Genomic DNA, 26455 nt, shown 5'->3' with positions numbered 1-26455 from the left:
AATCCGTTTATTCCGATTTCAAACTATCTACCGGATTGGCATTTGCCGCCCGCCAACTCTGGAACGTCACTGTTCCGATCGTAATGCTCAACACCACCAATAAAGCAACCGGAAATACCCACCAATACATCGGTGTTTTATATGCGAAACCTTCTAACCATTTCTTAATACCATAGTAGCCTACCGGCGCTGCTAAGGCAAAACAAACCAGTACGATATACATATAAGAGCGATTGAGCATTTCTAATATTTCCCCGTTAGTCGCCCCATGTACCTTGCGTACACCGATTTCTTTTCTACGATACTGTGTATCAAATACGACCAAGCCGAATACCCCTACAAGTGATATGATAATCGCCAATATACTGAAAACCATAATCAGACTGCGCAAGTTCTCTTCCTTATGATACAATTGATTAAATATCTCATCATAAAACTCAATATCATAAGGATAAGACGGGTCCATGTCGGCCATTGTTTCACGGATATGAGAAACAGCTCCAAGTATGTCTGTTCCGGCCTTCAAGCGAATATAAGAAACTGTCAAAGGGATAGGCATATTACCTGTCACAAAAGCAATATTATTCTCTCCATTGCGAAGCGAAGTAAATTTCACATCACCGGTAAGACCTACAATACGACCAGCCAACCACGACGTAACCCGGTCGCCAACTTCCATATCCGCACTCATTTTCGCTGTATGGTTAAAGATATATACGGCTTCTTCCGACAACTCATCTGCTGGTGAAAAATCACGCCCTTCTTCTACCCGAATTCCCATAACACGAAGAAAATTGGATGAGGCATATATCTGAAAAAATTGTATTTCTTTTTCCTTTACAGAACCGGAGCTGGTACTGTAACCATCTTTCGAACCTACTTTCTCCATAGCAAAAGCAACATCTTCGATACCCGAATATTCTTTCAGTCGATTTACATACGTTTCGCGCGATTTGTTATAGATTTCTCCGTTCAAACGGACAACGGCAATCTGCTCCTTGCCGAATCCCAAAGAATAACCACGCATATAATTGTTTTGAAGACGTACAAAAACAGCTCCGATAATCAACAGAATAGAAACGACAAACTGAACACCGATCAAAACCGTACGCAACTTACGCCCGGAAGGTGAAAGTCCGAAACTCCCTTTCAAAACCAATGCCGGAGGAAAAGAAGTCACATACCAGGAGGGATACAATCCGGCGACAATACCGGTAATCAGCGCTATAACACCGGTCAATAATATAATAGACAGGTTACTTACTATCTCCAAATTTGCCTCCACAAAAGGCAAAGCCTCCGTACGTCCCAATATCCATATCATAAACAGGCCCAGTACCCAAGCTATCATACTGATAATTGCCGCCTCCACTAATAACGCACAACGCAATACGGCATCCGAACTACCCAATACCTTTTGAGTGTTGATGCTTCTAATGCGCATAGGCGTCAGCGATGTACTGAAATTGGTAAAATTGATGGCAGCCACAATGATGATTAGCAAAGCAATAAAGAATAACAACCCGGTAACTTCCTTATTTCCACTCCGAAAGATCGTCCCGTCCTGGCTTTCATTCATATAATAAATACTTGTCAACGGGGTCAACTTGATACCTCCATCTCCCTCCAAACCTACTTTGGCATAATCAAAATGGGTATTAAAATTATCCGTTACAGCTTGTGCCGACTCCGGCGTATCAAGCAAGAGGTAACAAATATAATTGCTGGCATCGAAATTGTCCCGCTGATAGGTTTCACCGATTGCCGTATAGATCAGGTTACGCATCTGGCAGTTTCCCGGAAAATCTTTATAGACCGCCCCAACCGTATACTCACGGTTGTCTTTCGACTGAATTGCTTCTTCGGCATGAATGGCTTTTCCTACAGCGGGCTGTTCACCAAACATTTTGAGAGCCATACTTTCCGGCAAGATTACTTTTTCCGGGTCTTTCAGACAATCCCGTTCTCCTTCAATAATCTGAAAATCAAATACCCGGGTAATAGCCGGATGGCAAGTTTGTATCAACTCCCGATAACCAATCTTTTGTCCGTCTTCCATCACAGAAAAATAGACTTCCGGATTATACGGATAGATCAGACTACCGGCTTCGATATGGGGCGATGACCGGATAACTTCCTCCACAAAAGCACGAGGCAGAATCGTACCGAAAGTACCGGGAAACGTCAAATCCAAACGATATACCCGATCTGAAGTCGAATGGCAATGATCAAAATTCCGTTCGTAATCTACCTGTATCAGGATAACAATAAAAGCGGCAAAAGCAACGGCCAACCCTGTTACATTCAAAAAAGCCGCCATCTTAAAACGTCGTAATACACTTAGAGAATTTCTTAATATCGTTTTCATATGATTTATCATTTCCTCCTATTATCCAAAATATATGCCAAAAACATATCTGATTGTTTATCACATAATTGTATGCACCATATAAAAATACCAATGTCTAATTTTTATACACCAGTGTCTAATAATTTGACATTCAAATAGTAAATCATGAAAAATAATTCAAACTTCATGCTCTACCGGGTTGATGTTGGTTACATGCCGATAGCGAATAATCCAAAATTGTGTTCACGCAAAACCGGTTAAATATGCATAAAGATTCTTGTCGGTTTTAACACCGAAATGCTCCATATAACCTCCGTATTAGCTCCAGTGAACCTCCTGTGAAGGTCCAGTGAAGGTCCAGTGAAGGTCCACTCCCTACGATTGGGGGTAAAACGGAGGTAATTCTTTAACAAATGGGCCATTTTCCGAGGGTAAATGTTAATGCGATTTTAACACGATTTTTTTCGCTGTTGTTATAAGGAGTGAAGAGGTGGTACGCAAAAAAACTTTATCTTTGAAACAAAACAAGCCAAACACATGGATATCGTAAACTCATGGATTAGCATCATCAATGATGTATTATGGTCATACTTATTAATAATCATGCTGTTGGGCTGTGCAATATGGTTTACCTTCAAAACCCGTTTCGTACAGTTCCGCATGATAAAAGAAATGATAAAATTGCTTGGAGATTCTACCGGAAAATCTAAAAACGGTGAAAAACATATCTCTTCTTTTCAGGCATTTGCCGTATCGCTGGCCAGCCGTGTCGGAACGGGCAATCTGGCGGGAGTAGCTACGGCAATTGCGGTTGGCGGTCCTGGAGCCGTATTCTGGATGTGGATCATTGCTTTATTGGGAGCCTCCAGCGCCTTCGTCGAATCGACATTAGCACAATTATATAAAAGAAGAGGAAAAGACTCCTTTATCGGAGGGCCGGCCTATTACATGGAACGCGGCCTCGGGTTACGATGGATGGGCGTGTTTTTTGCTGTATTGATCTCCATCACTTTCGGCTTCGCCTTCAATTCGGTACAAAGTAACACTATCTGCGCAGCCTGGGAAGGGGCCTTCGGATTCGACCACAGGGTTATTGGCGGCATACTAACCATCCTGACCATCCTCATCATCTTTGGAGGTATTCAGCGAATCGCAAAAGTGAGTAGTGTTATTGTTCCCGTAATGGCTCTCGGATATGTTGCGCTGGCATTGGGTATCGTTCTTTTCAATATAGGAAAACTTCCGGCCGTGCTTGAACTCATCATCGGCAATGCTTTCGGATGGGAACAGGCCATCGGCGGAACGGTCGGAGCTGCTTTGATGCAGGGAATCAAACGGGGCCTGTTCAGTAATGAGGCAGGTATGGGGTCGGCTCCGAACGTAGCGGCAACAGCCGATGTATCGCACCCCGTAAAGCAAGGTCTTATCCAGACATTAGGTGTTTTCACCGACACACTGATCATCTGCACCTGTACGGCCTTTATCATCCTTTTCAGTGGTGCCCCGCTCGACGGGAGTGTGAACGGCGTACAACTGACGCAACATGCACTGACCAATGAGGTTGGAAATATCGGCAGTATCTTCGTCGCTGTAGCCATTTTGCTGTTCGCATTCAGCAGCATTATCGGTAACTATTATTACGGAGAGGCCAATATACGATTCGTCACTCAAAAGAAAAGCGTGTTGTTCACCTACCGCCTGTTAGTCGGTGGAATGGTTATGTTCGGTGCTTTGGCAAGCCTCGACCTGGCCTGGAGCCTGGCCGATATAACAATGGGACTGATGACGATCTGCAACCTGATTGCCATCTCCCTGCTCGGTCGTCAGGCATTCCTCTTACTCAACGATTACATCACCCAGAAACGAAAAGGAATAGCAAGTCCCGTATTCACCAAAAACAGCATCCCTGAGCTAAAGGACAAGGCAGAATGTTGGTAAAAAACATCATACATTTTGTATGATATAAAATGTATGATAAAATAAACTGAAAAGTTGTTCCATAGGCTGGAACTGACTTTCTGAACTTCTTACTGATAAATCAGGCTAAACAACCGCTCCGGCGCGAACACCTCATTCGCCACCTCCTGTATCTCTTCGGCAGTCAGGCTTTCGACCTTGCTGAAAACTTCCGGAAGGGTATCATACCGGTTATAGTGGAGGAAGCTCTTTCCCAAACCGAGGAAAAGTCCTTCTTTATTATCTCCCGAAACACCCAACTGACCGATAACCTGCTTTTTGGCAGCAGCCAGTTGCGTGGCGGACAACTTGATGTCACGTATCTTACCTAACTCTTTATGAACCAGTTTCAGAGCTTTCTCCATATTCTTCGGATCCGTACCAAAGTAGATGCTAGCCAGGCCTGTATCGGTATAAGAAGTAACATTCGATTCCACATTATAAACCAATCCATGCTTCTCACGGAGTGAAACATTCAGACGGTTATTCATGCCCGGACCACCCAGCATATTATTAAGCAGGAACAACGGTATCCGTTTTTCATCATGCATACTATAAGCACGACTACCGATCAGTACATGCGCTTGGTGCGTATCCTTATGCACTTTCTTCACACACGGAAGAATTCCGGCAGGTGCCACCCGGTTGCGGGAAGCAATCGGGAAAGCGATATCCGACAACAGACTTTCCGCCAGTTTAACGATCTTCTTGAAATCCACACGCCCCATCGAAAAGAATACCATATTTTTCGGTGCATAAAAACGACGCATAAACGAACGGCCCGATTCAGAATTAAAGGTCAGAAGAGAAGCCTCATCTCCCAATATATTATGTCCCAGCGCATGCCCGTCATAAAGCAAATTCTCGAATTCATCGAAGATCAGTTCCGAAGGGCTGTCCTCATACGAATTAATCTCATCCAGGATCACATCCACTTCTTTCTCTATTTCCTGTTGCGGAAACTGTGAATGGAAGATCAAATCCGTCAGTAATTCGAAAGCACGCTGATAATGTTCTTCCATAAAGATAGAATACACAAATGTCTCTTCCTTGGTCGTATAAGCATTCAGTTCTCCGCCTACATTCTCCATCCGGTTCAGGATATGCCAGGCTTTCCGCTTTTCGGTACCCTTAAACATCATATGCTCCACAAAATGAGCCAGACCAAATTCGTTCGATTCTTCATCCCGGGTTCCGGCATTTACAGCAAATCCACAGTACGAAACCGGCGATTCCATCGGCAAATGTACCATACGAAGACCATTAGGTAAAATATGTGAGAAGTAATGCATTGTTATCTTTCGCTTAATTGACGTGCAAAAGTACAATAATAAAAGGAGAAAGGAAGAATGCCTGATAAATTTCCGTGGTAGACAATCTTTAAAGTTATGCTCAGACCACCTTCCATCCTTCGATATTCCTTGTTTTAGAACTGAAATTTACAGCTAGCTTGACCAATTTACGAGGATCGTGAGCAAACGGCTCGGCATAACCTTTCTCTTCGATCTGGCGAATCGCTTCTTCTAATGTTCCGTTCAATTTGAACTCCATTATATAAATGTAAGCCGGAGTTTTCAGGATTAAATCCGCCCTTCCACGATTGGTGTGATATTCAGCATCAACATAAAATCCCATCAAGCAACTTATAATATAAAGTACATTTTGGTAATGTTTCTCCAAATCGCCGACCAAGTCGTAAGGAATGTTACTGAAGAAGGTTTGAAGCCTGGAAAAGAAAGAGTCGTAATCGCCAGTTTCCACTTCACCTACAAATTTACGGATATTGAAAGTCGTATCCGTTTCCTTTACATCGGCATAATAAGGCAACAGGTATTTAAAAAAGCCTTCTTTGACCTCCAAATTCGGGAAACCCAACGTATATAATTTGAAGCGCTTATCATATCCTTTGATGGTCAGATATCCACTTTGATAAATTACCGGTATCGGATTTTTCGAAAAGGAATCAATACTATCCAACACATCGGAGTCTGTTTCCACCTCTTCCAATTCCCATAAATCATAACGGGATCTTTGCAAAAGGTACACCAGAAAACTTGGTGTTCCCGTTGCAAACCAATAATTATCGGGGCGCATGGCATAAAACGTATTCAGTAAGCTGAAAGGATTATAGATACCCTCCGAATTTTCGGTAAAATGATAACCGTCATAATTATCCCTTAGCAATTCAACAGTTTCATCATAAGTCAGATCCTCTTTGGTTGCCAATGTATGGATATCCAAATCAAAATAATGATGTATCTCCTTTTCAGTCATACCACAAATAGCTGCGAAATCAGGGTTCATTGAAATGTCGTTCAAGTTATTCAAATCACTGAAAACACTTATTTTCCCAAATTTGGTCACCCCTGTCAAGAAAGCAAATTTGATATAACTATCCATGCTCTTCATCACCCCGTAGAAAGGCTTCAATTGGTTTCGGTACACCTGTTGTAACCTGTCATCTTCGATAGCCTGCAACATCGGTTTATCATATTCGTCCACCAAAATAACTACCCGTTGCCCCGTTTTCTCATATGCTAAACGAATGACATGAAAAAAACGCTCTTCCGGAGCACGATCGCCATAATGGCTTCCATATTCACGCTCCCAAATTTCCAAATGTTTGTTCAATTCTTCCAGCAGGGAATTCTCATCTTCATAATTTCGTGCATTCAGATCGAGATGAAGCACAGGATAAGTCGTCCAGTCTTTCTCCAATTGTTCGATATCTAACCCCTCAAAAAGTTCTTTTTTCCCGGCGAAATAGGCCTGAAACGTAGAAATCAATAGACTTTTTCCAAAACGTCGCGGACGGCTCAGAAAATAATATGAACCGGTTTTCGCCAACCTGTAAACATACCGGGTTTTATCTATATATACATAATTGTCCTTCCGTATCTTCTCAAAACTCTGTACTCCTATCGGATAATTTCTTTCCATAACTCAACCGGATTAAACATTCAGACAAAGATAAGGATTTAGACCAGAATTCGTTTAATAATGCCTATTTTCATTTAAAGAACCGGGAAGTATTTTAAACACTTCCCAGATCCTCTATATCAGTTTTTTATATAATCCTATTTAGCCGGTTCCATAAATACTTCCAGCATATTCCCCTGCGAAAGTATCTTTTGAGCAATCTCCTGTATCTGCTTTGAAGTCATACCGTCAAGCACTGCTTTATTAGGTGTATGGCGATCCAGATTATGGAAATAGTAATCATCGACCACACGCAACCAATAACTGTTTTCTTTCAGATTCTCCGCATATTTCTTCTGCATATTTTCTTTCGTCTTATTAAAATCTTCAATACGCGGACCATCTTTCGCGATACTCTGAAGTTCCTCACGTACAATTTTATTCATTAAATCAGCCTTCTCTGGGTCCGTATCGAAATATGTTTGCAAAGCGACCTCTCCTTTCGGGAAATAACCCAACTGTGAAGAAACGCTGACGCCATACGTTCCACCGGCTTCTTCCCTGACCTTCTCCACATAAACAATATCAAGTATTTGTTTCAAGGCGGTGAGCAATGTCATATTTTCGGGTGTAAAATCCAGTTGTCCGGAATAAATGCCGACAATAGAAGCTTTAGGAGTCTCCATCGAACGAGCAAAACGCTTTTCCGTAATTCCCTTTTGCATATGAGCATATACATCTTCCCGACCTTTCGGTTCCTTGCGACCAAGAGATGGTAAAGTCGCCAGATATTGTTCTATCAACGGCTTGATAGCATCCGTATCTACATTTCCGACAAATGTGAAAATAAAATCGGATGCATCCGCATAACGTTCTTTATAAAGATCCATCATCCGGGCATAGCTTATATGATCAAAATCAGACAACTGTACACGCATTACACGGGGATTTCCATTATATAGATAAGTGCTCAGTGTATCACTGAATGAAACCATCGGATTGAGATCCAGGTTTGTCAACTGTGATTTCATTCTTTCTTCAAAAGAAGCATACGCATCATTATCCATACGAGGCTTATTAAAATAGAGATAGATCAACTGGAACATTGTTTCAATATCCTGCGGAGAGGAAGACCCATCCACTTTCTCACAATCCGGACCAAGAGAAACATAAACATTAACTTTCTTTCCCGCAAGTTTTTTAGCTAAATCCGTTTTGCTGAAATTTCCAACACCACCCAGATTGATTGCACTATTTATCAACTTCTGATTCGCAATATCTTCATTGCCGAACATAGTCGTACCTCCCGGACTGGTGGCTGTCATTAATACCTGGTCATCTTTAAAATCTGTCTTTTTCAGTAAAACCTTAATGCCGTTGGACAAAGTCAGTTCCGTTACACCCAGCAACTCATTTTCCTTAGATGATACGATCTTGCCGGGTGCAGGCAATTCCTCTATCAAAGGTTCATCAGACACCGTTTCAACATAAGGCGTCAATTCCTCCTGACGTGCTTTATTAAATACATCCAGCAATTCTTCTTTCGTGGGATATACAAGTCCTTCTTTTTCCGGGCCGGATACAGATATAACAACATTTTTCTCTCCGATTATATCCTGAATATATTGATTGACCTGTTCAAGAGTAACCGACGGTGCTATTTGGTTGATCATAACATATTCATTTTCTATCCCAGAGATGGAACCCCCGTCTGTAAAATGGCCCACATATCTGTTTGAGTAAGTTCCGTTTTTCTGTTTATCCCGTTCTTTATAATTCGATTCATAATTCTTCAACACATTCACCCGGGCACGTTCATATTCGGAAGCGGTAAACCCATATTTGTTCACCCGCTCTGTTTCGCGCGTAATGGCAGCAAGCGCATCAGTAACCTTTCCTTCTTTTGCAGCACAGAATACATTCCAGGCATCTTTTGTTTTAGCGACAAAGTAATTACCATCATATCCCGAAGCTCCCAGGAACGGAGCATCCGGTTTTTGCAGGATTTCACGGAAACGTTCGTTCATCATGACACTGGAGACATTTTTTATGTAGTTCATCACTATTCCCGCTGCCGATGCTTTTACCTCATCCGGCATTTGATCATGTTTAAAGAATATGTACACATAAGGAATTGTCGCCTCTTTGTCCTGTGCAACCGAAACCAAAGGTTCCTCATTATCAGGAACCGGATACAGAATACGTTCTGCCGGATTTACAGGCTTAGGCACATCGGCAAACAGCGTCTTTAATTGAGCCTCAATCTTATCCGGATCAATATCACCCACCACAATAACAGCCTGCAAATCGGGACGATACCATTTTTTATAATAAGCGCGTATCTCATCATGTTTAAAGTTATTGATCACATCAATACTTCCTATCGGCAAACGATTGGCATACTGGCTACCCGGATACATAGCCGGAAGCTGTTGTTTCATCAAGCGCATGCCGGCATTTCCGCTGGTACGCCATTCTTCACGTATAACGCCACGCTCCTTATCGATCTCCTCACCATCCAACGAAATACCGTTAGACCAATCATGAAGCACCAACAGACAGGAGTCTATAATACCCTGACGCGTAACAGGCGCATTCATAATCATATACACAGTTTTATCAAAGCTAGTATAGGCATTCAGATTCTCGCCAAAACGGACACCGACTGTTTCCAGATAGTTAGTCATCATTTTTCCGGGGAAATTTTTTGTTCCGTTAAAAGCCATATGCTCCAGAAAATGAGCTAATCCGGCTTGGGAATCTTCTTCCAGTATGGAACCTACCTGTTGCGCAATATAAAAATCGGCACGGTTTTCCGGCAATTTATTCTGCCGGATATAATAAGTAAGCCCGTTATCCAACTTCCCATATTTTACCTTCGGATCAACGGGAAGAGGTTGCAACTGTTGTGCACAAAGCTGTTGTAAAGCAAATACTGCCACAAACAGCCAACATAATGTTAGATTGAGTTTTTTCATGCGATTATATTTAATATTAATATTGGTTCGAAAAGTACGAATAAAAATCCGGATATTATTCATAAGAGATTGATTTTATTCGTTTTCAAAAAATAATATTAGACCTCCAGATTCGAGAAACCCAACGTATATAATTTGAAGCGTTTATTATATCTTTCGATGGTCGGATTTAGACCAGAATTCACATTGACAAACGTAATTTCTTCCAGATTCAAACCGGAACACAGAAGATATGAGACTTTTGCTTTGTCAATGGTCAAAAAAATGATATTTCCGATAATTCATGAAAGCAGAAAGTATCATGAAAACCACAGAAATCGATATTATCCCTAAATAGCCTTTAGCCTGAAAATAAGACATTTCGATCCAGCCTGAACAATATCCTATAAATAAAAGTAGTGCCGTAAACAGCAAACCATCAACCAAACCTGTATATAGCAGAAACAAACGTTTATTTTTGTCATACAACTTGTATTTCCATCCATCCAAATTGATCGCCTCCCTTTTCTCCCATCCTAACAAAAGCCCTAATAAACTCATGACAAATAGCGATACAAAAATAGCTAACCCAATAAATATCGACTTATCATGGATTATTTCCGGATTTTTAAAATAACCATATAGAAAATAACCACAGTATCCCAAACTAATGAGAAGAGCTATTTTCCATTCAAGACTATAACTCCTTTTTATCATTTTCAATTTCATGACCTTCCGTTTTAGTTTTCCATTCTCTTCGTATTGACAAAATGCCTGCAGTCAATACGCAAACAGCAGATATTACGGCAGGCCAAACCCCTTTTGATGATGGATCCAGAATCAAATTACTGATACCGACCCCCATATATATAAGCTCCAAAATCATTATAACACCCCAGACATACATTGCAGCTGTTACTTTTTGTTTTAAAAAGTCGGCTATCTTTATCATCGCTTGAAAATTATGTTATTTTGTTAGTTCAGGTTGACTACCCCAATCACTACATTCGGATAAAATACCTATTCAGGCAGTTTTATACCATCCGGTATAGTAAATTTATCAGTCGCCACAGCGGAAGTCTCGTCTATCGTTTTCGCTGTTTCAACCATAACGACCATTCCGTTAGAAGATGTTTCAGATTTAAGCACAAGCCCCTTCCAGACCCAGACAGACATCTGAACTGTCTGCCCCATCTGCGTGATTTCCAAACCATACTTTTTACAAGGTTTTCCGGCAATATCTTCTTCGCCTGTTTCTTTGATCTTATATTTCTCTACGATTTCAGGAGTTAACTGCAAATAATTGATCGGCTTCTCAGGTAATTTCATTTTCATGGCTGTTTTCATATCCAGATCTATATTGATCGCTGAACTCCCATCCGCAATGGTTCGTATATGTTTTTCCACACCAGCTACCCCACCCGTCTTCATAGTGAGTTTCGTAGATTCTTTCTTCCCATAATCATCCATATACCATGTACATTCAACTTTCTGTCCCATGGCAACCACATCTTTTTTAATAATAGCTGACTTAATCCCATACTTCGCTTCCTGAGCATTCAATACAATTACTGCAAATAGCAACGAAATTGCAAATAAAATTTTCGTCTTCATAACTTTTCAATATTTATGTTTTTCAATATAGATTTACAATTTAAACCCATAGAATCCAAAGCCTCTACCAGCAAACCCGAGCTTCTTCATCATAAGTAAAATCATCTCTTTCTTTCCGCGAGTATGGTTATGCAGTAAAAGTAATGTATTTCCTGACACATTATCATACGTCAACCAATGTTTTTCAGCAGATTTCTTGTTTAAAGACATCCAGATATCATTCTAACTCTAAAGGATTATACTTGTCTGTACACTGAAGTTTACTAGTTCCTCCAATAAGAATAAAATAATGATCATAAATATCAGTCCACAGTTTTAACAATTCTATCCTATCTATATTATCATAATTGCTATAATCATAAGATTCAATTGAAAATTTTTCTTTAGCACTATCTATACGTATACACTCATATACAAATTCTTTCTTAACATCATATATCTTTAAAATTATTCCTGGCAATCCTCCAAATTTCCATGGTCCATTACTCTGATTGAACTCTTTACTAAACCAAGCTATATATTGTCTTCCACGGAAAGAACAAACAGCCTTTTGGCATAATCTATTTTTTATATATAATGTATCCTCATATATCTTCCATAAAAAATTCGGAATTTCTTCAGAATACTCATAGTCTGAAATATAAAGCGGCATATGTGCATATTCTGTCAGCATATTATTTTTTAAGTTTTTATAAATTTCTGACCACAAATATTTTCGCGCTAAACTAGGTCTCATAAAATGAGGAACAACAGAAGAATTAGGATTATTTAATACATAATCAGTAAACAAAGAATCGGATAAATAGACATTATAACTATAATATTTCGATACATTATCTCCAATTTCCAATATATGTATATCCTCACTTTTAGATGTATTTTTAGAAGCATTTACTGTATACCAAATTTTCAAATTCCCAGAATCAACAAAGGATAAAGATCTAATATCCCTTGCTCTACCAGGGAAAAAGTACATTTGAGCATTTGTATTAATAGATATAATAAGAAAAACAAATAACAAAAATTTCATTTTCATAACTTTATCTATTAAAATTAACAATTTACAAACTCTCACCACCAAACCTGACAACCATTCTCATAAGTAAAAATCCTCTCCTCTTTTCCTCGTGTATGGTTATGGAGTAAAAGTAATGCATTTCCTGACACACCATTATACGTCAACCAATGTTTTTCAGCAGGTTTATTACCTAAAGATATCGACATCTAACAAGAAACATAATAGTCCTAATTATATTTGACTAATATGTTTTTATGCTATCATTCTTTATATAGAATATTCGTTGATTAAATATCCGTTCCGGTATTGTAAACCATAATAAGGCATTATCAGGCACCTGATCATATATTTGAGTTGTATCCGTTGATTCCGTAAATGATATTGGAATAAAACGTTTCTCTACGATGTCCCAATAAAACAATGTATGATTTATATCAGCTTTCCTTTTTTCCAACACACACATCTTTCTGTGTTGCAACTGTGGAATAAACTTATGTATTTCACCTTGTACATTTACATAAAAAGGAGCTGTTATATATCTTAATTCTTTTCCTTCAGGACAATCAGCTATTATAAATATATTATCTCCAACTACATTATCGAAAGTACATACATCGTTTGAACAACAGCCTATTGCGAGTGGTTTCCATTCATAATAGTTATATATGCACAAATACACCTGATCAGATTGTTCATAACGGATATTATCATCCTCATTAATCGAAACTTTTATATTAACCGTCTTATCCAGATATTCATTCGTTACATCATATAACAATGGATTTTTAAGAAAAGTATTATACTTGTCATCTTCTATGTTCTTATTATAATTTACCGGATCAAAACGAAAACGATAAACTTTGGCAGGTCTTCTGTGGCGTACCTCAGAAAATAATTTAGCATGTACATCAGGCTGGTCCTCTCCCGGACCGAAACTATAAAATCGTCCCTCATCAAGGACTGTACACCAACTATGTCCTAAATCCATTTTCGGCCAAATTGTAAAATCCACTGCTATAGGAATACCTACAGCCCGCATAATGAATGTTCCTAAATTACAAATTCCATCACATTGACTGAGACCTATACAATAAGTTTCTTCAATAGTAGGATAAAAAGGAAGTCCAGTATCCTGGTATCTTATAACCGTTTTCAAATGTTCATTCAAAAGAGTACAAGCTTCGAGCGGTGTAGTTACTTTTGCTGAATCAAGTATGGAAATGAACCGTTCCATTATCTCTTTCCTAAGAAATGATACCTTTTCTGTTTGTGTCCTATATGGCAATATATATCGACAAAAATCACTAAATGAGACATTCCTGGCCCAAGGTTTTTGCCAAACAGAAAACGCTAATTCAATATTGTTGACAAGAAAAGCACTGTCAAGAGCAGTTATATCAAATAATTTGTATTGTTCAATCCGATAACCGCATTGGATTAATGAATCACAATGCTGCTTTACTTGATCTTTACCTGAAAACAGAGTTAAGTTCGGTCTATACTTCTTCCCTTCAGGAGAAACATAATGCTCTTCCTTCGAATAGTGAAAAGGCATATTCTTAATTAAATAACAGGCAGCTTTCAATTTTAGTGAATCATTTCTATAGTGGTTTAATACAGCTTCCAGCTCTATTCGATTACTTCCGGATAGTTCCAAAGCTTGCTCCAGTTCCTTGTCCCCAGAATGAGAGCAAGACAACAAACAAAAGAAAATAAAACATATATAATACTTTTTCATAAAATCTCGTATTATTTATTTCACAGATATAATATTGTCCTTATCAGTTTTTCACTTAATATTTTTTAGAAAACGGTTCCAACGCATCTTTCCTGTATCCTGATTAACTGATTTCCATATAATCCAAGCCTTCCCAACGATGAACTTTTCAGGAACCAATCCCCAAAAACGGGAATCAACCGACCCCAGGCAATTGTCTCCTCCCATGAAATAGTAGTTATTCTTAAAACGATAATCTTTCATGGGACAATCACCTAAATAAACTTTGCCATCTTTATATAGCAAACTGTCCTTTTGTTCCCATTCAATTAGTCTCTTATAAAGCAGATAATTTGTTCTATTCATTGAAAGTATATCTCCCTTTTGGGGTATGTACATCGGGCCAAAATCTCTGATATTCCAATGAAGGATACTGTCATACGGAAGAGTATAAAATTGTTCTTTGGGTATTCTGTCAATATCAAAAGTGATAATTCTTTTCTGAGACTCAATATTTCCAACCCAAATATCACTATTGTTAATCTGATAAATTCCATCTTGGATAGTAAGTGTATCGCCTGGCAGGGCTATGCAACGCTTAATATAGTATTTTAAGATATGCATTTCTATTTTGTCCCACTGATCCCATTCAGAATAGGGATAATTAAATACCAATACATCATTTCTCTTCATACTTCTAATACCAGGAACTCTATATATTTCAACCTGTTCTCCTTTCATTGAAGCTAGTATATTAAATAACCTGGGACCGATTATCGGTTTCAAAACCCATACAAGATCGCCTTTAATCAATTCAGGAGCCATTGAATCACTGGGTATCCTAAAAGAAGCGATTAAAAACACCTGAACTAAAACATACAACAGTCCAACCAGTGACAAACCCAAAACACAATTGATTGTTCTGTTTATCCAATGTCGTATCTGATTATTTTTTTTCATGAATTACAAGTCGGTAATATTTCCTTGAACATTTATTACGATCGGCTTATCAAAATTACCGCTAATCTTTACTACCTTACTTAAAAATCCGGTTTCATTGGGTATTATCTTGAGCTTGACTACTATATTGTTTCCGGGATTAACCGGTTGTTTATCGAATGAAGTAGTTATACAACCGCAACTGGTATTGACATCAAAAATCACCAACGGGTTATTTCCTGTATTCCTTATTTTTACAAAAACTTCTTTTATATCAGTCTTATCGAATGTACCTAAGTCAAAAATTGTCTGTTCTGTATTTACTGTTGTTTTGATTGGATTGTTGAACGCTTTTTTCCCTGCAATTTTTTCTATGTACAAATCTCTGGTCTCTAAATCGAGAATAGGATTTCCTGCCACAATAACATGATTATTTTCATCTAACAGAAATGAGACATCGGATGAAAACTTGTTGAGTTTATTAAGGAGATCGTCAGAATCTACACAAACCGGATAGTCGAAATTCTCACTTTGAATCAAATATCTCATTTCTTCGATATCTTTTGGGTAAATGAAAAAAAGGAAAGGTATGGTATCACTTGTTGCAGACTCTACCGAAATCATAAACTCTTTCCATCTATTTAACTGCAATTTACATCCCATACATTCAGTTGTATCGGCATAGATCAGAATTTTCATGTTAAACTTCGAATAATCAAAAATAGTTGTATCCGTTAATAAACGGGTAAAAACTGATTTTTCAGGGAAAAGAATTTCTTTTCCGTACCATCTATCAAGAACAGCATCCACGGTTTTCTTATTCTGTTGTTTACAAGCAACAAAAAGAGATAACCCTAAAATAATTATTGTCAATCTGTGTATTTTCATCATTTCCTTATTACTCTAAACTCACACTTGCCCGTACCTAACAACCCTGCCCCATCTACACCTTCCGCTACACAGGTGAATCCGGTATTGATGTCAGAGCAGTAGAAAGAGACAATAACTTCACCTTTCTCATCGGTAACAACGGAAGGTTCCCATAACAGAGTGTTACGGGCATCCGGAATAGAGGACTGCATATCAACTTCATCTGGCTGGTAAAATTCTCGCGCAGCATAATAACCTTTAGTGCGCCAAAAATTGTTCATCCTTAATAATTCCTCTTCACTATAAATCGCACCTTGATAAATAACCCACTGGCTGTCTACTGGTTTAAAACACCAGCCACCTTTTGCGTTGCATTGAAAGTATTCATTTTTTTGTATATGATACCTGTGTCCAATAACAGGAGTTGTTCTAGGCTCTCCATCATCTACCACACATGGGCAATAACGAGGATCATGGTGATGCGTATACCCTTCTTTATAATTTTCCAGCCACCCATCGGCGCACACCCACGGACCTAAATCTTTCTGTGCCAAACTATCCAATCGTCCCATAAATTTATCTCGAAATGGCTTTCGCCCTTTTCCTGTTATAGTTATCTCATCTAATAAGATTGTACTATCCTGACTTACAACTGGATGAGTAAAATTCTCTTCTTTTTCATATTGGAGAACATCAATCACTGGATAGGTATTCTCTCTTTTCCCTCTAACTGTATCAATAGCTGAAAACAAATCATTTATTTCAAGTACCGGTTTAAGTTCCTCTAATATCATAGGTTTTAAATACACATAACCGCCTCGAAGCTCTTTCATCATATTTTGATCAACTGTAAACCGCCCGGCAGAATCCGTCCATACAAATAAAGAATTGCCTTCCGGACCGGAAACTTGTATCAGTTGTTCCGATTTTTGATCATTTACATTTTTTTTATTACTCCTTACCGTCTGCGTACCAGTTATCTCGTCTGTTAAAAAAATATTTCCTTGATAGGCAGGATTTGTCATGTCCCAAATGTAACGCCGCCATCCCTGCGTCAATAATAACAAATCCAAAGCCTCACCCCGGTCTTTATTTTTTTCGTTAAAATAATAAGCCGGATCATATATCTTTCCCCGTATCTGAGATAAGAGATAGCAATGGGTCAGGATATTTACCGGATTGCCAGAATTATCGTATGCCTGATCGTAAATGCTAATACCCAGATTTGCCCTTACAGGCATGCTTTCCTCATCTGTAACCCGGACTTTCACTGTTGCCTTTTCACGGATAGCATAACTTTTTTTGTCCGGTTCAATAACGATATGCAGCTTTTTTTCCGGGTAGACATACACCAGTCTTTCAGCTATTGGTTGCATAGCGTCGTTGAAAAGAGTGAATTCTGCTATTCCCTGATAAAAGAAATTATTCAGCGGAATTGTTATTTTAAGATAGTCTTTCAGTACACCTTTCGCCATACAACAAACCATTCCGCGCATTTGTCCGATTAGATAAATCTGCTGATCCGGCAATCCTTCACTCTGAGTAACAATGAAATCCAAGCTCTTCTTATTCTGTTTAGAGAGCCTAAGAATCATCCCCTCAGAATGAATTTCAGGCAAATCATAATTTTTCCCGTTTTTTAGTTCTACCTGATACTTCTTTCCCTGGAGAGGTATAAATAATATAGTCCCCATTCCGTCATGTGTACTCTTCACTTCACTTAACGGTTTACCGTCCTGACATAGCATCCCCTCAATACTCACGGGATTTCCTTTTCCGTCTGTCGCTTTGAAAGCTAGTTTGGAGAGGATACCATAAACAAGATTTCCACCTTCCGGAAATAATTCAAACCGAAATATACTGTCTTTAGATAATGCAGGAATTCTGATATGAGATATATTCTTTACTATTTTGATTTTACGAGAAGAAGCCATCCCGATAGTGTCATTCTTATAAAAAGAATATTTTGTATAACCTTCCAAAAAATAATCGCCTTCCTGTAGCTTTTCATCTACATAAACATGTCCGGAGACAATACCGTTTTCTATCAAATATTTTTCTTTCCAAACAACACTGTCCTTAAAATCAATCATTTGCAGATAAAGTGTTTTACTTTTATCTGACAGTCCCATAGTCTGTGCATCTAACTGATAGCCTTTGAACCAAATATCTTCACCTGTTTCATAAATGCCTTTACTGGTTTGAAGATAAATCTGTTCAGAAGGCATTACAGAATATCTTGATTGTAAACAGTCCACTATAGTATCCATAGATTGTTGTGAACGAACGACAAAGCAAAACGAAAGCATAATGCTCAACAAAATAATATATTTTCTATGTATGGCTACTATATATTTCATCATTTCTCAATATAAACATTTTTTACTTTTTATTTTTTTCCAGTGTAAAAAAAGCAGCAGATGTGGGAGATTGAAAAGAATAATTTAAAAGTTTACCATCACTCAATTGTATAATACAAGGATAGATTCCATTCTTTGTAGGTAACTTGAAATGATTATCTCTATCTATGTAAATATTGGGATAGTCATTTATTTTTATATTAGTTTTTTGCTGAAAAATTTTCAAAGAAGATATATTTGTCAGTACAAACAAAATATCAGTATTCGTTATGTTTTCTTTCATAAAAAACTCACCCTCCTGAATACAACCATGACAACCAAGACCTGGTAATACTATTATCCATTTGCATTGAGAAGTAATATTTAATTGTTTAATAGAATTTATTAAAAATTCTTTTTCCTTTATATCTGTACGATCTTTACAGGACACTCCAAAAACTATTAAAAGGACTAAGAATATTTTTAAGATATATTTTTTCATAATGCAAATATTTATTACTAAATTACTTTCGGAATAAAAATCTTGAACGTTAGATAATCTTCGTCTATACCTTCACCACTAGTATATTCAATATTCAACCCTTCAAGCGTAACAAAAGAGTTTGTCCAATTCCATTCTTTTTCTACTCCTATAGTAGTTTCACCCAAATAATTGAAATTTTCATCCATGATAATAATATCCACAGGTTTTTCACCTGTAGACATTCCAATCGCAGCATCTGGCATACCTTGCAGTAGGAAACGATAATACATTTTACGATAAGGGTCATAAAGAATCGCTCCATACATATCTTCCTGCATGTAATTTTCCATTATCAACTCATTGGGAGTACGTCTTTGTTCATGATCAATAGAATGAATAGTATTTGCAAAATTACTTCCCGCATATAACTTTGTTAAGTTCTCTGATTTGAAATCATAAAAAAACAAATCATGTGATACAGGAAAACTAAAAATCAATTTCTCATCATGAGATAAACAAGGATAAACCATGGTTGCAAATCCTCCTTCCCAATTATAATTACAGCCATATAATACATTAGGATATTTATGATGATATTCTATTTGCTTTGTTTTTAAATCAATATAGGCTGTAAATAAAAAGTTGTCTATATTTTCTGAAGGAATTGCAAAAGGAGCAAAACCAGTTAATATCAACCTCCCCTGTCTTTCTATAAAGGGATTTACAGTACTGAGAGAATATTGAGGATAATACAAAGCCCAATTATTATCAGAACTGTTTCTCAATGATATTCTGTCTCTCACAAACCCTGAACTATCAGTTAATGCAACTTCTATTTTCATCATATCATAAACAAAAATTGAATCCATATTCTTTATATAATAACCTATTGGATGAAGTATGCCATTAGCACCCTCGTTATCATAGTGAATACTTCTAATATATGTCGAGCTTAAATAGTCATAAATATATATTGATTTATTATATGAATTGAAAAATGTAAACAACTCAGTTCCAGACTTATCTTTAAACATCTGTGTATAAACCGGTCTCGGAGCTGTTTCTGAATCTAATTGAAATTTTTTTTCTTCTATCTTTACTAATTGATAGTTTGCCTTTAATTTTCCCTTTCCTGCATTTTTGATATGTGCTATATCATGAGAACAAGAAACAAAAACAAAAATCAAACAAACATAATACCATTTCTTGTACATAAATATGTATTATTAAATTATCTGAATCTAAACAATATATAGGGGTTGACAAAAAATAAGTTTATTATCTAATACCCTTTCAATAGATTCTTAGCAGGATAAAATCTAATATTCCAATTTTCAGCCAACCCTTATTAAAATACGTGTACATTGTCAAAAACAACCATTTAGATTTTTAATCTTTATATACATCTGTAATAAGGTTAATTATCAATCGTTTTTAACTTTTCTTTTACGTTTCACCAATCAGGGCATTGAATAAAAATCGCAATCCTGATCTTCTGGAAAAGGATTCAAGGCGCATCTTGTACCAGACCAATTGCAACGCCCATTCTTTACAGTTGGCGGAGGGCATTCAGCATTTGCATCAGAGGCATACGCCAAATCAGCAAGTGTTACATCTTGTGAAGCTTTATCCGTATTAACGGATGCGTTCACGAACATTGCCACTGCAAAGACAGCGGCAGCACCAAGTAATTTTACTTTTGCGTTCATTTTGTTTGTTATTTAAATATTAATACTTCAACGAAGAATCAATGTATCAATTAATCGACACACCTCAACCTCGCTCCTTATGTTTCTTTAAAATATTTTTCATTTCTGTTTGAATCTCACGAACAGCAGTCGATTCAATCTTCACCTCTTTATCCAACAATTCTTTTGCGACAGTAATAGCTTTCTCACTCTGATTCGTCTCATCATACAGTTTCGCCAACAAATACTTTGGATAAAATCGGCTTGGATTCATATACCAAGCTTTTAAATATGCTCGTTCTGCATCTTCTATCCTTCCTAATATTTTGTAATTATCACCTAAAGCTGTATAAACAATGATATTAGGATAGAATGAAACAGCTTGATTCAAAACTTCCACAGCTTGTTTGTGCTCACCTGCCATAGTCAATGTTTTTCCATAATGAGTTAAAAAATCACCGTTATATCTTAACAACGGCCATGCCTTTGTACTTGCATTTATACTTGCTGTATAGTCTTTTAGTTGGGTAAATTGATAAGCTGAATTCCAATTTTTACATGCAATATAATAAGCGGGCAGGCTGGTACAACCAATAAAAATTACTCCCATCGCAAAGATTGCCAATATTAGTTTGAAAACATATTCATCCTTTTGCGGAAAGCCAACCTTCTTCTTCTCCGTACAATCTGCAATATATGCTAAATAACAAACCAAACCGGTTTTGATTGGTAAAATTTGTGCAGGATATGAGAAAAAAGCAAAAACAATAATTCCAGTTATACCGGCTTTCGCAATCCATAATTCATTATTAAACAAATTGCTTGTAGCTACACATATACAAACTAAAACTCCTGCCATAAAGAACAAACCTATTACCCCATTCTCTACAGCATGTTGAATAAATTCATTAAAACAATAGTTGGTATCCCCGGCAACCATCGCTTCAGAAGAGTTTAGCGTGTTTTTAAAATAATCAGCTTGTTCATCCATGTAAAAAGTTTTGAAACGATCAAATCCTACACCAATCAATGGATGCTGCATGAAAAGACCAGATGAAACCTTCCAAATCAATAAACGTCCGTTTGCCGACTTATCATTCGGTTTCATGAGTCCAATAAAACAGACTCCAATCAAAACAAATAAAGAAAGTAATAACACGTTACGTTTTATTGAAGTACCAGTTCTAAATAATTGAATTATAGAATATCGCTTGACTAGTAACACCACAGATGACAAGGCAATTGACAACCAAGCCGCACGTGAATCAGCAGCAACTAATGTCAGTAAGACCAATGAAACCCCGATCCATAATATTATTAGGTTGCCTGTCTCCCCTAAAGGTGAAAGATATTTCTTATTGAATAGAAGACCACCGATCATTATTGGAAAAACACTTGCAAGATAACCGGCAAATGGTCCGGGATTAAAGAAACTTCCCGTCATTTTAAATAATGCATGATTAGATGGCGTGTATCCCCACAATTGGAAGTTTCCATAAACAGATTGAATAATACAGCCTAAAACCATTGCAATTAAAATAATTCCAAATCTTGATGGTTCAATCTGTCGCAATAAAATATATAGAACTACCAATCCACTTAACTCTAAAAGCCTGTTTGAAAGAGGGATATGCTGAAACCAGCCATTTATGAGTATGTATGCTATCCATAAAAACAATATTCTATCTATATAACTAAAAGAGACACAGAAAGATGATTTCGTAATAAACTTCAATGCAATTAGAATACCACCTATTAAAATCACGTACAAGAAAAAAAACATCTTTCCACTCATCGTCCCTTGCATTAGCTCATTTGAACAAACAGAAGGCAACAAGCCAAACAATATGACCAATAGTGCTATTATTGCCCAATCATACCATTGCTTATTATTTGTCTTCCTGAGTATTAACATGTTTTTCAAAAGTATTTTTAATACAATCCCTAAATGAGACAGTGATTTCCTTCAATTGATATATAACAGATTTATAATATGGTAAACTCACCAAACAAACAAATCCCTGTCGCATCAGTAAAATAAACCGTGTATACTCCCGCCTCTTCTCCACTTAAGTTTATATCGACCGAAGAAGTCTGAGATGAAACGACTTGTTGATAAATCTGTCTGCCGTCTGAACTGACAACAGAGATATTGACATCTCGCAGTAAAAAGAGAAAATCAACATGGATTACACTATTATCCTGATTAACCATGAGATGAGAGGGATCTAAAAGGATAGAACGAACTCCACCAGTAGTATTTTTTGCTTTTCTTATTTTTACCTGATCTGCTTTCACGAAAAAAGTCGTACTACAAATCATTGCAAGGGTTAACATTGCACTAATCATTCTTGTTTTCATAACTATTATCATTTAAAGTGACACCGTAAAATTAATAAGATACACATGAATACAGCCCTCTATTAACATATATTTAACCGATATGTTAATTTTATAACCAGCTAATAATCAACATAATACAAAGCACCACTTTAAGAAAAATCAATATTCCCCCTCCAATGATTAATATTTGGCAAATGCAGGTCGATATGCCAACGAATTCACCCCTTATTTCTCAACTTCTCTTCAATGAAAGCTACAATATCAGCGGCATCCGGAGCTTTTATATTTTTCCGTATTTGGGTTTTCCGGGTACGAACCGTATTGATACTTTGCCCCATTATACAAGCGATTTCGGTAGTCTCCATATTAGCCTTCAGCAAACAACAAAGTTGAATCTCTTTCTCATTCAAAATATTGGCATAGGTTAGTTGCAATTTTTCAGCAAAACCATCATATAATAAATTAATCAACATGTAAAAATCTTCCCAATTTACATTGTTCGCACGTTGCTCTCCATAAAACAAACGATTAAATTTTTCAAGAAAATCCTGGTCCTTATCTGATTTCTCATTCAGTTGAGACAAGACTTTCGTTATGTTCAGTTGCATAAGTAATGCCTTTTTTACCATCTTATCCTTTTCTCCATCGGAGCAACCAGATGATGCCAGATTTTCTTTTTCCATCTTTCGCAAAGTATCTACCGTCTCCTCTGCATTCGACAAATCCTGTTTTTTCTTCCGTTTTTTCAAAACAATAAAAATCATGCTAATGATAAATACCACCAAAATAACCAGGCTGATTACAATAGCATTATGTTGTATCATATATAATTTTTCATTCTCTTCCTGATATTTTATATAATTATAGATTTGCTCCGTTTCGGCCAATGAATTTTTACGCTGAAGCCTATAAACAGAATCAACACAGCTGATATATAGCTTCTGATTAAGAAATGCAGCTTTATAATTTTTACTTGCTGTTTCCATTTCAGCCAAGGCTGAATAATAAATAGCTTGCATTTCTATATCATCCGATGCTTCCACTATAGATTTCACATCGTCCAACAAAAAAAGCGCTGAATCCGGCTCATTCAAATATGCATGAATTTCAGCTAAAGTAATCTTTCGAGTTATCATCCTACTACTATCATTGTCAAATGACAATGATTGCTGGAAATAATATTTTGCTTTCGGATATTGGCTATCTTCTCTCAAATAAAGTCCTATATCATTATATATAGCAGCTATTTCCACAGAATCATTCCGCTCACGAGTAAGTTCCAATGCCTTCTCCAAATAAAAATAAGCACTATCCCGATTGCCGTTTATTCCAAACTCGGAACCAATCGCATGCAGTAAAGTTCCTGTATATTTCTCTCCGGAGGTTTGACCATAAATAGCATACGATGTTTTATAAGCCTCCAGCGATTTATCAAAAGCATATTGCCTATCATGCAACTCACCCAAATAATAATTAGCCATCATCCCCAAAAGATGGTCAGGTATCTCCCCCGCATATTCGGCCGCTTTCAGGAAATACAATCCGGATTCAAATAGCTTTCCGGCCTCTTCATAGACACGGCCTGCATAATAATTCGACCAGCCTTTTTGAGAAGCATTGCCTTGTTCTTTATAGTATACCAATGATTTTAAAATAAGGGTGGTATCATAGGATAAATCCATATAACATTTATCCTTCGCCTTCGTATACATCAACTGATAAGCGGCAAAGTCTGCCTGGTTCAATGTTTCCGGATGAGGGAAAGACGATAAAAGTGCCAATGCACGATCCGGGTCATTCTCCATCAGAGAATCTGCCTGCTGTAATACTTTATCGAGTTGCCCTGAATGACAAGACAAAAGGCCAATCACAATAATAATAAGGTAAACTTGCTTAAACGGTTTCATATTCAGAGCATTTAGATCAACGATTTTCGTTATGTGGCAAATATAAGATTTTATATTACATTAATATGTGGATAGAATCAATTTCTTTCGCGGAATTTCAAGGTTTCCCTTTCATCGGTTAAAATAAACCCGTAATGGTTTTGAAGAAAGCAAAATTTTCTTGCAACACAGCAGTTTTATCCTTATCTTCGCTTGTCAAAGTTATTACTTCATTACCAACCAGTTACTCCATTCTCTTCATTGAGACAACCGTTACATTTCAGCGGCCGATAATTATCAGCCGTATGGTTGATAATTATGAACCAAACGGTTGATGATTGTCGGCCAATCGGTTGATGGTTATCAACCATTGATTAGCTGCCGTAGTAATTCTGTTTAGTACGTATAGTAAATCCAAAAACATCGGGATCTATTTTATATTTGTTCGGGAACAAAGAAACGGTTTCTCATCCTCCTTATACATATCATATATCATCCCAATAAAATAATTCATATCTTTGCCGGAAAAGTATACAAAAATCGTATGGGAATAGGAAAATGGATCGGCGGCATTATCGGATTTATGGCTTTAGGGCCTTTGGGCGCTCTGGCCGGAATCGTATTCGGCTCTTTGTTTGATGAAGGAATCAATCAGGCGGGACAGGCATACGGCGGAAGAAGTTATGAAAGTGAACCCTCCCCGGAAGACAGATATACGGGCCAGCGGAACAGCTTCCTTTTCTCCATGCTCGTGATGGCATCGTACATCATCAAAGCCGACGGGCGGATCATGCACAGTGAAATGGAGTTTGTGCGCCAGTTCCTCAGAAGAAATTTCGGAGAAATGGCCGTATCCCAGGGGGAACAGATTTTACTGAACCTTTTCGAACAACAGAAACGCATGGATCGTGAAAATCCGATGGCTTTCAAAAATACCATCCGGGAATGCGGAACACAGATCGCATACAACCTGAGTTACGAAGAACGCCTGCAACTCCTGGCTTTTCTGGCCCAGATCGCCAAAAGCGACGGGCATGTATGCGCGGAAGAGATAGAAGCTCTCAAAGAAGTAGCCTTATCCATGGGATTATCGGACAGAGAGGTCGAGTCGATGCTTAATCTGGAAACAAATACGCTGGAAGAGGCTTACAAGGTTCTTGAAATAACACCGGAAGCAACCAACGAAGAAGTACGTGCCGCCTATCGCCGGCTTGCCCTGAAACATCATCCGGACAAAGTGGCTGCCTTAGGAGAAGATATCCACAAAGCGGCCAACGAAAAATTCCAGCGCATCAATGATGCTAAGGCAAAAATTTATAAAGCCCGGGGAATGAATTGATTTTTTTAATCGTATTTTTGTACACTGTTAGGATAA

General features: G+C 37.6%; 20 protein-coding genes. 2 read left to right on the top strand and 18 right to left on the bottom strand.

What is annotated here, in order from left to right:
* Nucleotides 1–7: 7 nt before the first annotated feature.
* On the bottom strand, nt 8–2368 hold the full coding sequence (locus tag DWW91_RS01410) for an ABC transporter permease (RefSeq protein WP_122326837.1): 2361 nt from the start codon (nt 2366–2368) through the stop codon (nt 8–10).
* A gap of 519 nt (nt 2369–2887) precedes the next feature.
* Between DWW91_RS01410 and DWW91_RS01405 the strand changes: the two genes are divergently transcribed.
* Nucleotides 2888–4288 (top strand): sodium:alanine symporter family protein, encoded by a 1401-nt coding sequence (locus DWW91_RS01405; RefSeq protein ID WP_122326728.1) that lies wholly within the window; start codon nt 2888–2890, stop codon nt 4286–4288.
* A gap of 89 nt (nt 4289–4377) precedes the next feature.
* On the opposite strand, the gene DWW91_RS01400 is transcribed toward DWW91_RS01405, so the two are convergent.
* The 17 genes from DWW91_RS01400 to DWW91_RS01320 all read right to left on the bottom strand — a co-directional run bounded on the left by DWW91_RS01400 (nt 4378) and on the right by DWW91_RS01320 (nt 25101).
* Nucleotides 4378–5598 (bottom strand): pitrilysin family protein, encoded by a 1221-nt coding sequence (locus tag DWW91_RS01400; protein ID WP_009860615.1) that lies wholly within the window; start codon nt 5596–5598, stop codon nt 4378–4380.
* 100 nt (nt 5599–5698) lie between these two features.
* On the bottom strand, nt 5699–7246 hold the full coding sequence (locus DWW91_RS01395) for an ATP-binding protein (protein WP_122326727.1): 1548 nt from the start codon (nt 7244–7246) through the stop codon (nt 5699–5701).
* A 137-nt stretch (nt 7247–7383) separates the two neighbouring features.
* Nucleotides 7384–10203 (bottom strand): pitrilysin family protein, encoded by a 2820-nt coding sequence (locus DWW91_RS01390; RefSeq protein WP_122326836.1) that lies wholly within the window; start codon nt 10201–10203, stop codon nt 7384–7386.
* Nucleotides 10204–10452: 249 nt separating this feature from the next.
* A complete protein-coding gene (locus DWW91_RS01385; protein WP_122326726.1) occupies nt 10453–10911 on the bottom strand; it encodes a hypothetical protein in 459 nt (152 codons plus the stop codon).
* On the bottom strand, nt 10880–11134 hold the full coding sequence (locus DWW91_RS01380) for a hypothetical protein (protein ID WP_122326725.1): 255 nt from the start codon (nt 11132–11134) through the stop codon (nt 10880–10882). Before DWW91_RS01380 ends, DWW91_RS01385 begins: the two co-directional genes overlap by 32 nt.
* A 68-nt stretch (nt 11135–11202) precedes the next feature.
* Entirely contained in the window at nt 11203–11796 is a 594-nt protein-coding gene (locus DWW91_RS01375) for a DUF4412 domain-containing protein (RefSeq protein WP_122326724.1), read from the bottom strand.
* 217 nt (nt 11797–12013) lie between these two features.
* Nucleotides 12014–12832 (bottom strand): GLPGLI family protein, encoded by an 819-nt coding sequence (locus tag DWW91_RS01370; protein WP_122326723.1) that lies wholly within the window; start codon nt 12830–12832, stop codon nt 12014–12016.
* A 223-nt stretch (nt 12833–13055) separates the two neighbouring features.
* Nucleotides 13056–14552: a transglutaminase domain-containing protein gene (locus tag DWW91_RS01365; RefSeq protein WP_122326722.1), complete on the bottom strand. Its 1497-nt coding sequence runs from the start codon at nt 14550–14552 to the stop codon at nt 13056–13058.
* 51 nt (nt 14553–14603) lie between these two features.
* The gene (lepB, locus tag DWW91_RS01360) at nt 14604–15491 is read right to left on the bottom strand and encodes a signal peptidase I (protein ID WP_122326721.1); all 888 of its coding nucleotides are present in this window, start codon (nt 15489–15491) and stop codon (nt 14604–14606) included.
* Nucleotides 15492–15494: 3 nt separating this feature from the next.
* Nucleotides 15495–16361 (bottom strand): DUF1573 domain-containing protein, encoded by an 867-nt coding sequence (locus tag DWW91_RS01355; protein ID WP_122326720.1) that lies wholly within the window; start codon nt 16359–16361, stop codon nt 15495–15497.
* A complete protein-coding gene (locus DWW91_RS01350) occupies nt 16358–18703 on the bottom strand; it encodes a hypothetical protein (protein WP_233584376.1) in 2346 nt (781 codons plus the stop codon). Before DWW91_RS01350 ends, DWW91_RS01355 begins: the two co-directional genes overlap by 4 nt.
* 19 nt (nt 18704–18722) lie before the next feature.
* Nucleotides 18723–19181, bottom strand: a complete 459-nt coding sequence (locus DWW91_RS01345) for a hypothetical protein (protein ID WP_122326719.1) — start codon at nt 19179–19181, stop codon at nt 18723–18725.
* A 17-nt stretch (nt 19182–19198) separates the two neighbouring features.
* Nucleotides 19199–20377, bottom strand: coding sequence for a DUF4221 family protein (locus DWW91_RS01340; RefSeq protein ID WP_122326718.1), 1179 nt, complete (start codon nt 20375–20377; stop codon nt 19199–19201).
* 246 nt (nt 20378–20623) lie between these two features.
* A complete protein-coding gene (locus DWW91_RS01335; RefSeq protein WP_122326717.1) occupies nt 20624–20872 on the bottom strand; it encodes a hypothetical protein in 249 nt (82 codons plus the stop codon).
* 64 nt (nt 20873–20936) lie between these two features.
* Complete coding sequence (locus DWW91_RS01330; protein ID WP_122326716.1) at nt 20937–22766, bottom strand: O-antigen ligase family protein; 1830 nt, start codon at nt 22764–22766, stop codon at nt 20937–20939.
* A gap of 71 nt (nt 22767–22837) precedes the next feature.
* Nucleotides 22838–23212, bottom strand: coding sequence for a DUF3244 domain-containing protein (locus DWW91_RS01325; RefSeq protein ID WP_122326715.1), 375 nt, complete (start codon nt 23210–23212; stop codon nt 22838–22840).
* A 200-nt stretch (nt 23213–23412) separates the two neighbouring features.
* The gene (locus tag DWW91_RS01320; RefSeq protein ID WP_122326714.1) at nt 23413–25101 is read right to left on the bottom strand and encodes a hypothetical protein; all 1689 of its coding nucleotides are present in this window, start codon (nt 25099–25101) and stop codon (nt 23413–23415) included.
* A gap of 523 nt (nt 25102–25624) precedes the next feature.
* Between DWW91_RS01320 and DWW91_RS01315 the strand changes: the two genes are divergently transcribed.
* Entirely contained in the window at nt 25625–26419 is a 795-nt protein-coding gene (locus tag DWW91_RS01315) for a DnaJ domain-containing protein (RefSeq protein WP_122326713.1), read from the top strand.
* Nucleotides 26420–26455 lie beyond the last annotated feature (36 nt).

Origin of the sequence: Parabacteroides sp. AF17-3, assembly GCF_003635445.1 — a bacterium.
GTDB lineage: Bacteria > Bacteroidota > Bacteroidia > Bacteroidales > Tannerellaceae > Parabacteroides > Parabacteroides goldsteinii.
Note: the sequence above shows the minus strand (reverse complement) of the source record. Positions and strands in the feature narration are given on the sequence as shown.